General features: G+C 60.8%; 12 protein-coding genes. 2 read left to right on the top strand and 10 right to left on the bottom strand.

What is annotated here, in order from left to right:
• Window positions 1-75: 75 nt before the first annotated feature.
• Complete coding sequence (locus ACYVKQ_RS15410; protein WP_460676249.1) at window positions 76-321, bottom strand: helix-turn-helix domain-containing protein; 246 nt, start codon at window positions 319-321, stop codon at window positions 76-78.
• Between the two features lie 218 nt (window positions 322-539).
• Here ACYVKQ_RS15410 and ACYVKQ_RS15405 point away from each other — a divergent pair, with 218 nt between their 5' ends.
• Both ACYVKQ_RS15405 and ACYVKQ_RS15400 read left to right on the top strand, forming a co-directional pair.
• Entirely contained in the window at window positions 540-1,019 is a 480-nt protein-coding gene (locus tag ACYVKQ_RS15405) for a hypothetical protein (protein ID WP_460676248.1), read from the top strand.
• Window positions 1,020-1,169: 150 nt separating this feature from the next.
• Window positions 1,170-1,682, top strand: coding sequence for a hypothetical protein (locus tag ACYVKQ_RS15400; RefSeq protein WP_460676247.1), 513 nt, complete (start codon window positions 1,170-1,172; stop codon window positions 1,680-1,682).
• Here ACYVKQ_RS15400 and ACYVKQ_RS15395 read toward each other — a convergent pair whose 3' ends face one another.
• The 9 genes from ACYVKQ_RS15395 to ACYVKQ_RS15355 all read right to left on the bottom strand — a co-directional run bounded on the left by ACYVKQ_RS15395 (window position 1,683) and on the right by ACYVKQ_RS15355 (window position 14,011).
• The gene (locus ACYVKQ_RS15395) at window positions 1,683-2,306 is read right to left on the bottom strand and encodes a class I SAM-dependent methyltransferase (RefSeq protein WP_460676246.1); all 624 of its coding nucleotides are present in this window, start codon (window positions 2,304-2,306) and stop codon (window positions 1,683-1,685) included. It lies immediately after the preceding gene.
• A gap of 31 nt (window positions 2,307-2,337) precedes the next feature.
• Window positions 2,338-3,003 carry an ArsR/SmtB family transcription factor gene (locus tag ACYVKQ_RS15390; RefSeq protein ID WP_460676245.1) on the bottom strand — a complete coding sequence of 222 codons (666 nt, stop codon included), beginning with the start codon at window positions 3,001-3,003 and terminating at the stop codon, window positions 2,338-2,340.
• Window positions 3,004-3,179: 176 nt separating this feature from the next.
• Window positions 3,180-5,375, bottom strand: a complete 2,196-nt coding sequence (locus ACYVKQ_RS15385) for a heavy metal translocating P-type ATPase (RefSeq protein ID WP_460676244.1) — start codon at window positions 5,373-5,375, stop codon at window positions 3,180-3,182.
• 46 nt (window positions 5,376-5,421) lie between these two features.
• Window positions 5,422-6,027: a hypothetical protein gene (locus tag ACYVKQ_RS15380; protein ID WP_460676243.1), complete on the bottom strand. Its 606-nt coding sequence runs from the start codon at window positions 6,025-6,027 to the stop codon at window positions 5,422-5,424.
• A 9-nt stretch (window positions 6,028-6,036) separates the two neighbouring features.
• Entirely contained in the window at window positions 6,037-6,369 is a 333-nt protein-coding gene (locus tag ACYVKQ_RS15375; protein WP_460676242.1) for a YnfA family protein, read from the bottom strand.
• Window positions 6,370-6,397: 28 nt separating this feature from the next.
• On the bottom strand, window positions 6,398-7,585 hold the full coding sequence (locus tag ACYVKQ_RS15370; RefSeq protein ID WP_460676241.1) for an efflux RND transporter periplasmic adaptor subunit: 1,188 nt from the start codon (window positions 7,583-7,585) through the stop codon (window positions 6,398-6,400).
• A gap of 24 nt (window positions 7,586-7,609) precedes the next feature.
• Window positions 7,610-12,034 (bottom strand): CusA/CzcA family heavy metal efflux RND transporter, encoded by a 4,425-nt coding sequence (locus tag ACYVKQ_RS15365; RefSeq protein WP_460676240.1) that lies wholly within the window; start codon window positions 12,032-12,034, stop codon window positions 7,610-7,612.
• A 182-nt stretch (window positions 12,035-12,216) separates the two neighbouring features.
• Entirely contained in the window at window positions 12,217-12,543 is a 327-nt protein-coding gene (locus ACYVKQ_RS15360; RefSeq protein ID WP_460676239.1) for a DUF6660 family protein, read from the bottom strand.
• Between the two features lie 619 nt (window positions 12,544-13,162).
• Window positions 13,163-14,011: a hypothetical protein gene (locus tag ACYVKQ_RS15355; RefSeq protein WP_460676238.1), complete on the bottom strand. Its 849-nt coding sequence runs from the start codon at window positions 14,009-14,011 to the stop codon at window positions 13,163-13,165.
• Window positions 14,012-14,261: the final 250 nt, after the last annotated feature.

Genomic DNA, 14,261 nt, shown 5'->3' with positions numbered 1-14,261 from the left:
ACGCCGGGTCGCTGTTCGTTTTGATGTAAACGAGCTAGGTATGGCGTTATTCACCCATTCCCCTATACATGGCCGCTAAACCTCCTTGTCCGAATGGGTAATTGCCGGGTCGTCGACCAAGTCGCGCACTTCTAGACCCAGCGCCCGACTCAGGGTGATGAGCAGGTCGAGTGTAGGGGCGAGCTGTACGAGCTCGATGCGCTTGATGGTGGACTGCTCCACGTTGGCAATGTCCGCCAGCTTCTGCTGCGAGTATCCGCGCTCCTTGCGTAAAAAGCGCAGCCGTTCGGAGAAAGCCTTGAGACCTGCGGGGTTTTTCACACGGCAAGCTGCCGCGGATGACGTTACGATTTAAGGGCGTATGCGCCCTTAAAATGACGTACTTTCATTACCTTGCGGAGGTGTTTCTCTGGCGTGAGAGCAACAGCAAGCCGAACATCGACTTTCACAGGTCGGCGGTGGACACGTCACGCTATTGGAGTGGCTGTTGACACGCCTGCAAGAAACCATTGAGTTCGGAGACAAAACCTGCCATCCTCATGCTTTCATCGTCGCCCCATCCTTCTGCGAACCACTTTTCCTACACGCTGGCTAGTTCAGAGCAACGTGCACAGGCGCTAGCCTACGCACGGAAACGGTTAGACCCACAGCTTCCGAACTTCAGCGATGAGCAATGGGAGAACATGTTCAGCACGTATGCCCCAGCATTGAGCGTGGAGCACGAAACGGGTGCCGTGGCGCTTGCAGACGATGCATTGCTGTTGTTCGCCAATTGGGTTCACCTCCACCGGAATACTGAGCACGACGTGTCCCTTTACGGACATGAAGCCTACTACCTCGCTCGAAATTTGGTCTCTTACGCACAGGAAGCCAGCGACCTGGTTGCCGGTGATCCAGAATTGTCGAAGCCGGAGTCCATCGGCATGATGAGGGCGCTTTTCCAGCGGCTGTCAGTTGGCAACGTGGTTGCTGAACGGGTCTACCACGCATGTCAGAAGCCCGATGAGCAGGGGGCGTGAACAGTCGGCTTGAGACCACCAGAGACGACCACCACAACTCTATCTAACAAGCAACGGCAGGGCAGCGCTATCGACCGCTCAGCAGAGGCTCTGCTGAGCAGCGCCGCCGCAGGCCGACACTTATAGTATATGCGCAGGTCATTACTGGTATTGACGCTTCTGCTACCAGCCTTCACCATTCGGGCTCAAGAGCTGATGTTGCCGGCGAAGTACTTCGTCTACAAGATTGTGCTTACTCGTCGTACGCCCGAAAACCCAGCTGAGCGCCAGCTCAACTCGTGGGACGTGTCGATGATTATGGTTACCAATGAGGCCGGTGTTCAGCTGTACAAAACTGACCATAAAGACGGTGCTGATGGTCGTCAATTCCGTGCAGTCGGCCCACCCGTGTACCGGCTGAGCGCTCTGGAGTATGCCAAGAGCACCTACAGTGAAGGCGTAACCACGGAACTGTATGCGGCATCTTACAAAGGAGCCATCACCCCGCCCGAGGACTTGGTACGGAACCCTGGTGCAGTTATCGTGGGCTGGGAATCTGGTGTTCAGGAAGGTAACGCGCTGAAAGTACTCTGGCCCCTCGACAGCAAGAGCGGCAACAAGAGCACCCCGCTTCTTGCCAGGGGAAATTATCGTCTTTCCTTCTACTGCATGTCTGCGGAATAATCATTCCCCAATGAGTTGACGTCGGAAGCTGCAGAAGAGAAAGTTCTGCGTGGTGGCGAAGGGTGTGATATGGTCTTCAGTAAGGCACCGAATTTTCTCGAAGCCGTGATGCAACTCAGCATTCAGAGAGTCTTCGCTGTATTGACGGATGGGTAACCCGTTACACTTGGCAGGACCTTGCTCAGAAAAGGTGCCGATGGTGAGAAACCCCGTTACGGCCTGCCGAACGGTAGTCAGGTAGCGGGCAATCTGCGCCTCGGTAGTCAGGAAATGAAACGCGGCTCGGTCATGCCATAGGTCGAAGGTGATGTCCGGCTTGAACTCGGTTATGTCGCTGATTACCCAATTCACTCTCTCAGCACGGCTGCCGAGGCGCTGTCTAGCTTTGTCGAGGGCAATGGGCGAAATGTCGAGTACGGTCAGGTTTTCGTAGCCTTCGGCGAGCAGGAAATCAACCAGCCTACTGTCGCCGCCGCCTACGTCGATGATGCGCGCCGTACGAGGAAGATGAAAGGAATGGATGAAGTCCAATGAGGTCTGCGGTACAGACTGCGTCCAGCTGACTTGCTCGGGCGTTTTAGTGGCGTACACAGCGTCCCAATGATTTTGAGCAGCAGAAGACATAATCGCCGAATTTTTCGGGTTGAACAAGAAGCTAGTTCAAAGCTGTCGTTGGCAAACCGCGTAGCTGCCATTCGGGAAAGCCTTCATCAAGACACACGGCTGGGTGCCCTAGTCCACGCAGGTAGACTACGGCGTCGTCAGCAAACACACAGAATGGCCCGCGACAGTAGGCTACTATGGGGGAACCGGCAGGTAGTTGGGCGGCGTATGGGGCTAAATCAACCAGAGGCACGGACACAGCCTGCGGAATATGCCCACGCTGGTATTCATCTGCCGGGCGCACATCGAGAAGAATCACGGTGTCGGCAGCCTGCCGCTCGACCAATTCATCGATAGTGATGCGGTCGAGCGTATGACGCGCATTCCGAAAATCATGCACAACCTGTCTTACCTCGGGCAAGTGTTGTAGCGCTAGCGTCCGCAACGCGTGCCAAGTTTGCAGTACGGCCTCACTACCCAAGCGGTAGTAGATGTGGTTGCCGCGGCGGTGCGTGACCAGCAGCGCTACTTGCTTGAGTACCTGCAGATGTTGCGAGGCATTTGCAACCGACAGACCAGTTTCGTCGGCAATACGCTCCACGGTCTTTTCACCCTGCGCCAGCAACTCGATTATCTCGACTCGGTGCGGGTTGGCCAGTGCTTTGGTCAGGCGCGTAAGGTGGGTGTACACCCGGTCTTTAAACTGACGTTTCTCCATGCCACATGTTCGTTGGCGTAACGTTCGTCATAAACCACTGTATATTCAAGAAATTTATTGAATAGTATGGGGCGATATTTCATGGCGGCCGATAGCGCAGAGCCATACGCTTCGGGCTGTGTACAAAATGGGTAAAGCAAAGCGCCCTCCTGAGAGAAGGGCGCTTTGTTGGGAGGTCAGAACTTCATGCGTTGGATGCGAACGGCGTTCAGGATAGCCAGCAATGCTACCCCCACGTCGGCAAACACGGCCTCCCACATCGTCGCCAAGCCGCCCGCACCCAGCACTAGCACGATGCCCTTGACGATGAATGCCAACCAGATATTCTGCCACACAACTGAGTGGGTGGCGCGCGCAATGCGCCGGGCGGTGGCAATCTTGCTTGGGTGGTCTGTCTGAATGACGACGTCGGCCGTCTCGATGGTGGCATCGGAGCCGAGGCCGCCCATCGCAATGCCTACGTCGGCCAGCGCTACCACCGGTGCGTCGTTCACCCCGTCGCCCACGAAGGCGAGCTTACGGCCCGCATCGAGGTATTGCTGTAAGTAGCGGGCTTTGTCCTCGGGCAACAGCCCACCGTGGGCCTCATCGATACCCAGTTCTTTGGCTACGCGCTGAGTGACGCTGTCCTTATCGCCGGAGAGCATGACGAGCTTAGTAATGCCGTCAGCGCGCAGTTCCTGCACGGTACGAGCGGCATCCTCTTTCGGCGCATCGGCTACGGTGAGGTAGCCGGCGTACTCCCCATTTATGGCGCCCACGACGATGCTATCAACCACTGCGTCGACTTCAGTCGGGTAGCTGACGCCAAACTTGCGCAACAGCTTGGTGTTGCCAGCCAGCACCTCCTGCCCGTCGACTTTCCCGCGTAGGCCGTGACCGACTATTTCCTCCACGTTGTCGACAGCGACACCTTGGGCAGCCGGGCCAGCGTGCGTCATTACAGCTTTGGCTATCGGGTGCGTCGATTTGGCTTCGAGCGCACCCAGCAGGCGTAGCAACTGAGCTTGGTCGGTACCGGGGGCGGGCTGCACCTGCTGCACGGCGAAGACGCCCTGGGTGAGGGTGCCGGTTTTGTCCATGACCACCGTGTCCAGCTCGCGCATCGTGTCCAGAAAGTTGGAGCCCTTGAACAGGATGCCGTGGCGTGAGGCTGCGCCGATGCCGCCGAAGTAACCCAGCGGAATGCTGATAACCAGTGCGCAGGGGCAGGAGATGACTAGGAACACCAGCGCCCGGTACAACCAGTCGCGGAAAACGTAGTCATCAACTACGAAGTAGGGCACCAGCACCAGCAGCGTTGCCAGTACTACCACGATGGGCGTGTAGACCTTGGCAAAGCGGGTGATGAACTGCTGGGTCTTCGCCTTACGGCCTACCGCATCCTGCACCATCTCCAGAATTTTGGCCAGCTTGGTGTCTTGGTACGTGGCTGTCACGGCAACCTGAATCAGTGATTCCAGGTTGACCATGCCGGCCAGCACAACTTCACCCTGCTGCTTAGTCTGCGGGGCCGATTCGCCGGTGAGGGCGGCAGTGTTGAAAGACGCCGGCCCCTTCGTCAGGGTGCCATCAAGGGCGACTTTCTCCCCCGGCTTCACCTCAATGGTGTCGCCGACCTGCACCTGTTTGGGGTCGAGTACCAGCGCCTGACCGTCGCGCAGGACGGTTACTTCGGTAGCCTGGATTTCGAGCAGGGCGCGGATGCTGCGCTTGGCGCGATTCACGGCTGCATCCTGAAACAGCTCGCCCACGGTGTAAAACAGCATCACGGCTACACCTTCGGGGTACTCACCGATGGCAAAAGCGCCTAGCGTGGCAATGCTCATCAGCAGGAACTCGTTGAACACGTTGCCACTGGGAATGCTCAGCACCGCCGTGCGGACGACTTTCCAGCCGACGAGCAGAAAAGCCACGCCGTACCAGAGCAGGCGCACGAAGCCGGCGAAAAATGCCACGTCAAAATAGTCCAGTGCGATACCGCCGAGCAGCAACGCCAGGCTCACGCCCGGCCAGAGGTATGGGTTGCCGCCCGCGTCGCCGTGGTCATGGTCGTGCCCATCGTCGGCACCGTGGTCGTGGCTGGCGTGTTCGTCTTCGTCGGCAGCTGGCTTGGGTTTAGCTTGTTTCTTCGCGCTGGGGGCAGGTACGCTGCAGCACGAGTCGCCCAGCGGATCAGCGGCGGGTTTACGCGTAGGAGGCGTGGTGGGAGCAGCCGGCGCGTGGTTGTGACCGGGTACGTCGTGCCCCTGGGGGTTAGCCGCTGCTTCGGGGGTGAGCTGGTCCCGGTTGAGGGCACCCACGTTGTCGAGGTTCGCTTGTTTGGCGGTGTTCAGCTCCTCGTTGGTGTTCTGGGAAGTTGGATCAGTCATGGAAGGCAGAGCAAGTGTGAAGAGATAAGACCGAGCCGGAGAGCGGCTACCAGTCCAGGAAAAAGCCCGCCAGACCCACTAGCACGAGGACCGCGCCGGTGAGTCGACGTTCGTGCCGGGCCAGTGCCGCCAGGTTCAGGCGACGCAGGCCGGTATAGGCGGCGACAACCAGCGTCGTCATCGCCCCGACCGTGACCAGCAGGTAGGTAAGCATAAGCAGCGCCAGAACCAGGGGGCCGCGGGCGCCGGCCGTGAGAAAGAAGGTTTGAATCTCCAGGCAGGGTGCCAGCAGCATGGTTGCGGTCAGGCCCAACACGACGTGGCCGCGCGGACGCACCGGCGCCGGGTCGGGGTGCGTGTGACCCTGGCCGGAGAGGGCATAGAGCGCACCGATGAGTACGAGCAGGGCTGGTGCGGCTACTTCCGCAAACTGCTGGAAGCGGGCAGACAGCTGCCACCCAAGCAACCCCAGGGCTACCCCCACCAGCACCGTGCTCAGGACGTGCGCCATGCCCGCAATCAACGTCACGCCCACAGCTCGGCGCAGCGGCCACTGCTCGGCCCGTGCGACGGCCAGCACCGGCGCCCAATGATTGGGAATGGCGGCGTGCAGCAGGCTGAGCAGCAGGGTTCCGGTGAGTAGTTCAAGCATGGTGGAGCGTTACGAGCGGGGCCAGAACAGAATGATGCCGATACCCAGAAATACGACCGTCCCACCCAGCACGTCGTAGCGGTCCGGACGAAAGCCGTCGACGTACCAGGCCCACACGATGGAGAGGATGATAAACACCCCGCCGTACACGGCGTAGGTTTTGCCGAACGAGGTGGTTTGCCAGGTGGCGACGACGCCGTAGAGCACCAACAGCAGCCCGCCGACCACTCCCGTCCAGCTGGGCCAGCCGGCTTTGAGCCATTGCCACATCAGGTAGCCGCCACCGATTTCGCAGAGACCGGCCAGCAGGAACAGCAGTAAGGGTTTGAATGGGGACAGCATTGACGGTCAGTAGTAAGTGGAAGTCGAACTACTCTTCTTCTTCCGCATTTTTGAGTTTCGCCAGCAAGGAGTACGCCCCATCTGTGACGAAAGTGGTGCTGGTCGGCACCTTAGCAGGCAGTTGCACTTCGGTATAGCCGTCCTCGCTGCGGCCGGGCGTCACGGGCACCATACGGTAGCGGCCGGCTGCCTCCTCGGCAAAGGCGTAGTATTGTCCCCCGAAGCGCACCAGGGCCGCGTCAGGTAGGGTAGGCGCATTGCTCCGGCCCGTTTCGATGGTGGCGCGCACGTACAGACCGGGCAGTAGGGTAGGGTCGTTTTCCCGGTCGATGTGACCGTGGACACGCACGGTGCGGTCCTCGCCGATGGCTCGACCCACCAGGTACACATGGGCGGTGCGCTCCTTCGAGGTGCCGGTGGAGTCGCTGGCAAGGGTGAATCGGATCAGCTGGTCTTTCTGCACCCGGGCCACATCCTTCTCAAACACCGTCAGCTCGACGTGCAGGTGCTCGGGGTCGACGATTTCAAACAACGGCTCGGTGGCCGTGACGCTCTGACCTACTGTCACGTTCACCGCCCGTACGAAGCCCGCCCGCGGTGCCCGCAACGTGGCCGTGGGCGTGATGGCGCCGCCTACCGGCAGGTTCGCAATGCGCAGCTGCGCAGCCTGCGCGCTGAGCTGTACTTGTAGTGCTTCCACTTCGGCCTGGGCGAGCTGGTAATTTTTGAGCGGTGCTACTTCCTGCTCGTACAGCTCGCGCTGCCGGGCCAGCTCGGCGTTGGCGAATTTCAGCCGGCTGCGCAGCTCTAGGTACTGCTTCTGCAGGGTCACGAACTCGGGGTTGCGCAGCACGGCCAGCACCTCACCCTTGCGTACGCGGGTGCCCTGCAGCAGTCCGGTGCTCTGCACGTAACCGCCCAGCGGGGCAGTGATGGATACGGCGCTTTCCGGCGGCACGTCCAGAGTGCCGTTGACGGCCAGGCCGGTGCCCATCGGTCGGTTGGTCAGCCGGCCGGTTTTCAACCCGGCAGCTTGCTGCTCGGCGGCGGATAGGGTCACCAGGTCGGTGGCCTCTTCGGCTTCGCCCACGCCGGCTTCTTGCTCACCGTTGGCGGCAGCTTCGGTCTTTTCCGGCTCAGCGGACTCGGGTTGGTTACGGCCGCAGCCAGCCAGGGTTAGGCTCAGCAGCAGCGCGGCAGATGTGAACTTATACATGGTAGAGAGGTCGGGAAGAGGGAATTACTGCGCAGCCGTGCCGAGCAGGTAGTCCAGGTCGATGACGGTTTGATTGTGAGCCAGCACGGCGTTGAGGTAAGCAGTTCGCACCCCGAGGGCACGCTCCAGATTCACCAGTAGCTCGGTGTAGGTGGTTTCGCCGGCTTTATAGGCTCGCTGACTCAGCCGCACGATGACGTCGGCCTGGGGCAGCGCGGTCTGCTCATAGAACTGCACCCGGCGCTGCTGCTCTTGCTGGCGCAGGCGCAGTTCGTCGAGTTGGGCGGCAGCTTCGGCCTGGTAGCGTTGGTAGCCGGCAGTGGCTACCTGCTCCTGCAGCTTGGCCGCCTGCACGCGGGCGCGCTGCGGACCCCGAATCAGCGGAATGGCTACGCCGGCCTGCACGCTGTGAAACCGGTCGCCGGAGCCATAACTGACGGTACCGCCGGACTCCAGGTAGGTGCCGCGCAACGACTGGTTGGTGTAGCCCACGGTCACGTCGGGCAGCCCGCGAGCTTGCTCCACGCGCGTTTCGGCCTGACGTTCGGCTATCTGCTGCCGGAGCGCCTGGGCCTGTGGCGTCTGCGCCAGGCGTGCCGTATCGGCGGCCGGAGCGGCGAGCAGCAGTAAGGTGCTATCGGAAACCGCCACGGGAGTCGTGGTTTGGAGCAGCGCCTGCAGCTGACGTTGGGCAATCAGCAGGTCGGCGCGGGCCTGTCCCAGCAGATTCTGGGTTTCACCCTGCTGAATGATAGCGTTGGCCGGCTCCAACCGCGCCACTTCGCCGGTTTTGAAGCGCAGCTGGGCGGAGCGCAGAAACTCGGCGTAGATACTGTCCTGCCCGCGCAACGTGCGTAGGCGGTGCCGGGCGTACACGGCCTGCTCGTAGCTCAGGCGTACCTGCCGCCGTAGCTCGGCCTGCACCTGCGCCAGCTGCTGCTCTCGTCCCACAATCTGCGCCTGACTCAGATTCGCCTGCGCCCGGTAGTACCCCGGCAGCGCCACCGATTGGGCAATGTTCACCACGTTGTCGCGCTCCGGCGAGTTGATCTGCCCATACGTACCCAGGATGGTGGTACGGCCGATGTCGAAAGCGGTCCGACGCAGGGCTTGTTGTGCCTGCAACGAGCGTTGGGCAGCCTGCACGGTGCCATTGGCCTGCAATGCCTGCGTCATTGCCTGCTGAGCCGTCAGCGCCCCTTGTGCCCTCGCTGGAGTCGCTGCCAGCATGCTACCCAACCCCACCAGCAGCATTACTGTCGCCAAATGGGCTCGACTGGGTTGAGTCGGTGCCTCGTCCGGCGTGTCGGACTGCCGTTGCCTACCTTCCGACAGCGCGTACAGAATTGGCAGCACTAGCAAGGTGAGCAGTGTGGCCGTCACCAGCCCGCCGATAACCACGGTAGCCAGCGGCCGTTGTACTTCTGCACCAGCGGAGGTGCTTAGTGCCATCGGCAAGAAGCCCAATGAGGCGACGGTAGCCGTCATCAGCACCGGACGCAGGCGCACCTGGGTGCCCGTCAGGATGCGGTGGTAGAGATTCGTTTCACCCTCGGCCTTGAGCTGGTTGAAGTAGCCGATGAGCACGATGCCGTTGAGCACGGCTACCCCAAACAGGGCAATGAACCCGACACCCGCCGATATGCTGAACGGCATTCCGCGAAGCCACAACGCCAGCACCCCGCCGATGGCCGACAAGGGAATAGCGGTGAAAATCAGCACTGACTGCTTCAGCGAGCCGAAAGTGAAGAACAGCAGCACGAAGATGAGGGTCAGGGCTACCGGCACGGCCACGCTCAGCCGCTCAGTAGCTTGGCGCAGGTTTTCGAACTGGCCGCCGTAGGTGGTGTAGTAGCCGGGAGCCAGCTTCAGCTGCCGGTCTACCTTGTTCTGTAGCTCTTTCACCACACTTTCCACGTCGCGGCCCCGTACGTTGAAGGCTACCGTGATGCGTCGTTTGGCGTCGTCGCGCTGAATCTGGTTGGGGCCTTCCACCAAATCCACGGCGGCTACCTGCTCCAGCGGAATCTGCTCGCCGGCGGGCGTGGCAATCAGCAATTGCCGCACTTGTTGCATGTTCTGGCGCAGCTCGGGGGCCAGCCGCAACACCACGTCGAAGCGGCGTTCCTGCTCGAAAATCTGCCCGGCGCTCTGGCCAGCAAAGGCCGTTTGTACTGTGCGGTTTACGTCGTCGGCGTTCAGCCCGAAGCGGGCCAGGCGGTTACGGTCCAGCTTCACCACAATCTGGGGCAGGCCGGTTACCTCCTCCACGTACACGTCCTCGGCGCCTTCCACCTGTCGTACCAGCCGCGCGGCACGCTCGGCGTACTGGGCCAGTTGCTCCAGGTTCTCGCCGTAGATTTTCAGTACTACGTCCTGCTTGGCGCCCGAAATCAGCTCGTTGAAACGCATCTGGATGGGCTGCTGGAAGCTGAATGTCACACCCGGAATCACGCTGACGGCTTCGGCCATCTTCTCCGCCAGTTCTTCCCGGCTGCTGGCGGAAGTCCACTTCGTCGGGTCTTTTTCCAGCACAACAATCACGTCAGCCGCCTCGATGGGCATAGGGTCGGTCGGAATTTCCGCCGAGCCGATTTTGCTGACGACTTCCTTCACTTCCGGAAACTGCTTTTTCAGAATGGCGGCGGCCTGCTGGCTCTTCTCCACCGTGTAGCTGAGCGAAGAGCCCGTCAGCACCCGCATTTCCACCGCGAAGTCCCCTTCCGAGAGCTGCGGAATGAACTCGCCGCCCAGGGTGCGAAACAGAAGCAGAGCCCCCACGAACAGCGCTACGGCCGTACCCAGCACCAGCGCCTTCCAGCGCAGCGCCCATTCCAGTACCGGCCGGTAACGGGCTTCCAGCCAGCTCATCATGCGGTCGGAGAAGTTGCGCTTGTATTCGGTCTGACGGCTCAGGCCCAGCGCCGACATCATCGGCACATAGGTGAGCGAGAGGATGAAGGCGCCAATGATGGCGAAGGCTACCGTCTCGGCCATCGGGCGGAACATCTTCCCTTCAATACCAGCCAAGGCCAGTAGCGGCAGGTACACAATCAGGATGATGATTTCGCCGAACGCCGCCGACGAGCGGATTTTCGATGCTGCCTCGTATGTCGCGTCGTCCATCTGCGCCTGCGTCAGCTTGCCGTGGGCACCATCGGGGTGAACGGCCGTACCCTGATGCGTATGCAGCCGGTGCACAATGGCCTCCACGATAATTACCGCTCCGTCGACTACCAAGCCGAAGTCGATGGCGCCGAGGCTGAGCAGGTTGCCGGATACGCCGAACAAGCGCATCATGCTGATGGCGAACAGCATAGCCAGCGGGATGACCGACGCCACCACAAGGCCGGCACGCAGGTTACCCAGGAACAGCACCAGCACAAAAATCACGATGAGGGCACCTTCGATCAGGTTCTTGCTTACCGTGTGCATGGCGCGGCCCACCAGCTCGGAGCGGTCCAGGTACACGTCGATGGTCACGCCTTCGGGCAGCGACTTTTCCACCGTCATCATGCGCTGCTTTACGGCCTGGATGACTTCGTTCGCGTTGGCACCCTTGAGCATCAGCACGATGCCGCCGGTGACTTCGCCCTCGTTGTTGCGCGTCATGGCTCCGTAGCGGATGGCCGAGCCCAGGCGCACCTCGGCGACGTCACGCACCAGTACGGGCAGGCCGTTCTGCGTCAAGCGCACCACGATGTTGCCGATGTCGGCCGCGTTTTCAGCTAGGCCCTCAGTGCGAATGAAGTAGGCGGCGGGCTTCTGGTCGAGGTAGGCGCCACCGGTGTTCTGGTTGTTGCGGGCTACAGATTGGTATACCTGGTCCACCGTCACGTTCAGCGCCCGCAGCCGGGCTGGGTCTAGCGACACTTCGTACTGCTTGAGTTGTCCGCCGAAGCTGCTCACGTCGGCCACGCCGGGCGTACCCAACAGCTGACGCCGCACAATCCAGTCCTGAATCGTGCGCAGCTCACGGGCATCGTACTTCTTCTCGTAGCCGGGTTTAGCTCGTACGATGTATTGGTAAATCTCACCCAGACCTGTGCTGACGGGTGCCAACTCGGGCCGGCCGATGCTTTCCGGAATCTGACTTTCGGCTTCGCGCAGGCGTTCAGACACTTGCTGCCGAGCCCAGTAGATGTCAACTTTGTCCTCGAAGACGATGGTGACCACCGACAGTCCGAAACGGGAGAAGGAGCGTACCTCTTCGCGACCCGGAATGGTGGCCACGCTCTGCTCCACAGGGAAGGAAACCAGTCGCTCAATGTCCCCGGCGGCCAGCGAAGGTGCCACGGTGTAGACGACGACTTGGTTGGTTGTAATGTCGGGCACCGCGTCAATCGGTAGCCGACTGAGGGAGTAGCTGCCCCAGGCAATCAGCGCTAGGGTCAGCAGCCCGATAATGAGCTTGTTGTGAATGGAGAAATGAATCAGCCGGTCGAACATCAGCTGTAGGGGTTGAGAGTCTAACGCTTCCAGTAAGAACCTGCATACCAGTCCCTCCCGTCACATCAGGAAGAGACACGTGGTGACATACCCCAGCCGGCACAGGCCAGAACTGGACCGACCCGTTGCGCACGGCAACGAGCCGCCCTACAAGGGTCGTCGGCAGGAAGAAAGGGGAAGAGTTAGGCGCGGGGCGGCTGCCACACGGCCGTGGTACCCCGTGTGGGGGCAGCTACCACGAAGACAGCACGCACGACGCCGGGGTGGGTGGCTACAGCCCGCGTCGGCAAGCGTAGCGTGGCTCCTGGCAGAGTAGCACCAGCACAGCAGCGGCACTGGCACAGCGGGGAACACCAGTCGCCCAGGGCTTCGGAGTGACAGCCCGCGTGCGTGGATGCCGCTACGGTCGTCTGCATCGGTTCCAACGGACGCGCTACAGCCTCATCCGCGCATGGCAAGCACGCGAGGACGGCGAAGTAGAGCGAGAAGAACAGAGCCAGGAAGCGCATTAGGAGCGAAGGTACGTGAAAAAGCCAGCAATGTTCATGGGCGCCACCCCATTACGGCGCATCCTGATATAGACTTACACCCCCTGCGCCGGCGGCGAGAATCGGCGTCCCGGTTGGAGTATGTCCATACGAACTGCCCCACCAGCCTCGCTGCTTTGCCCTGCAATAGCCGGCCGATTCGTCTCCTCCAGTTCCGGTTTCTTTGTCGGGAATGTCAGTTCGTCCGCTGGTGCTACTCTTATGAAGCACAAGTGGGTTGTGTGTTGTCTAAAGTTCTTATATTCACTTCTGTCAACGTGCAAAGCTCCTCTACTGTGAGGGCTCGAAACGAAGTTCCACCTCCAAACCACTTCCTGTCATGGGTCTCAAACCTGGACCAAAACCGAATAAGCAAGATGGTACACCCGACGAAAGAAGACGGGTTAATCCGGAAAACGCGCCGAAACACCCCGATTTGAAGCCCCACAAACACAAGAAGGGGGATTAACGCTTCGACGATGGAAGCATACCGAAGCCGTGACGCCCAGTTGCACCGAGCCGCTGGGCGTCACCGTTTCCGAGGCTATACCTCTTGCGTCAAACAGATGCACGCAGTAGCACCCGCGTAGCCGTCCAGCCGCTAGAAGTACGTCGAAAAGCCCAGCTGCACCGTGGCTGTTTTCGCCGAGGGGTTGCGCAGAAAGTCACGGGTGCGCTGCCAGCGGTAATTGGCGCGCACCACCGTTTGCGCAGTGGGCCGCCAGCTAAGGGCTGGTACCACTGCCCAGGTTTCCTCCCCGATGCGGCCATTGGTTTCCATGAACCGATCCTGGTTCCAGTCAGCGTACTCCAACCGCACAGCCGCGTTGAGCACGGCGTTGTCGAAACCCCAGAGCCGACCCCGCCGCAGCGGCTGCACCACATCCACGAAGCCGCCCGCCTGCCGCCGTCCGTACTGCGGTGAGTAGGTAACCGGCACGTCCACGCGTATCCAGGCCCATTCACCGGTAATAGTGGTGCGCCACCGGAGCAGGGTGTTCGTATAGTCCACGGCGTATACTCGCACCGGGCGTCGGCGGTCCAGGCGCAGGCCGTCGTCCTGAAACTTGTTGTACACTCCGCCCATGTAGGACAGGCCCACCTCTCCAGCCAGACGGTGACGTACGGCCGCTTTGCCCGTCAACAGTGGCACGCCATTGAAGCTCTCCTCAAACCGGTCGGGGTTGCGCTTGCTGGCTGGTAGGAAAGTGCGGTTCTCCGCGTTGGAGATAATCTGGTCGTCGAAGCCGTTGGTCAGGTACGCTTCGTAGGCTACCACCCAGCTGCGGTTGAGCTTTTTGCCATACACACCAGCGCCCACGTTACTCCAGGTGGCCGGCAGCAGTTGCGTGGCGGCGATTGGGCGGTCCACGAACTCCCACTTGGGGCCGTCGTGGTTCTGGTTGAAGGCTCCGATGGGGTTCATCACGATGCCGCATTTGTAAACCAAACTCGCGGGTACACAGAGCTTCCAATCCAACCCGGTACGCTTCGGCGTTGGCGTCACCAATCGAGCGGATGGCGTCAGCTTCGCCGGCACCGCACAGACGAGTAGCTCCCGAATCAGCAAGACATACGCCGTGTACGGGCAGTCTTTTTATACAACGACCTCGTGTGCGCAGGTCATGCAAGCGAGGCAAGCGAAGTAGATGGTGAAGAACAAAGCGAGCAGACGTATAGGGTGGAGGTGCGAATCGAGC

This window comes from Hymenobacter coalescens, assembly GCF_054783195.1.
Note: the sequence above shows the minus strand (reverse complement) of the source record. Positions and strands in the feature narration are given on the sequence as shown.